Genomic DNA, 779 nt, shown 5'->3' on the forward strand with positions numbered 1-779 from the left:
CGCCCGGTTACATTCCGAACCCGGAAGCTAAGCCTTACAGCGCCGATGGTACTGCAGGGGGGACCCTGTGGGAGAGTAGGACGCCGCCGAACAATCTTTGGAAGGACCCCTGGTCCCAGCGTTCAGCTGGGACCAGGGGTCCTTTTTGTTTTTGCAGTGCGCGCCGGGCATCCGGCTGCGCGAGAATGACTTGCGGTACCTAAGACAGGAGTCACCATGTCCACCAACTCCCCCGAGGACCGACCGGAGCGCGACCAGCGGCGACGGGAGGGGGACCGGAGCGACCGGAACGACCGCGGCGGTCAGCGCGGGGGCCGCGGAGACCGTGGAGGCTTCCGCCGCGACAACGAACGCGGCGGCAACGACCGTCCGAGCTACGGACGTCGTGAAGGCGACCGCGGTGACCGCGGTGACCGTCCCGACCGTGGTGACCGTGGTGGTTTCCGGCGTGACGACAGCCGTGGCGGTGGCGTCGGCCGGCGTGACGACCGTGACCGCGGACCCCGTAGGGACGACCGCGATCGCGGTGGGTTCCGTCGGGACGACCGTGGTGAGCGTCCGCCGTTCCGGCGTGACGACCGTGACAGCCGTGGTGAGCGTCCGCCGTTCCGGCGTGACGAGCGTGACAACCGTGGTGAGCGTCGGGATGACCGGGACCGTGGTGGTTTCCGGCGTGATGACAACCGTGGCGGTGGCGTCGGCCGGCGTGACGACCGTGACCGCGGACCCCGTAGGGACGACCGCGATCGCGGTGGGTTCCGTCGGGACGACCGTGGTGA

General features: G+C 69.4%; 1 rRNA gene and 1 pseudogene. Both read left to right on the forward strand.

The features are described from left to right. Positions 1-92, forward strand: a 5S ribosomal RNA gene (gene rrf, locus ACIQHQ_RS37405); the annotation flags it as partial. 233 nt (positions 93-325) lie between these two features. Further along, positions 326-779: pseudogene (locus tag ACIQHQ_RS37410) on the forward strand (hypothetical protein); the annotation flags it as partial.

It is taken from the genome of Streptomyces sp. NPDC092370 (genome assembly GCF_044755265.1).
GTDB lineage: Bacteria > Actinomycetota > Actinomycetes > Streptomycetales > Streptomycetaceae > Streptomyces.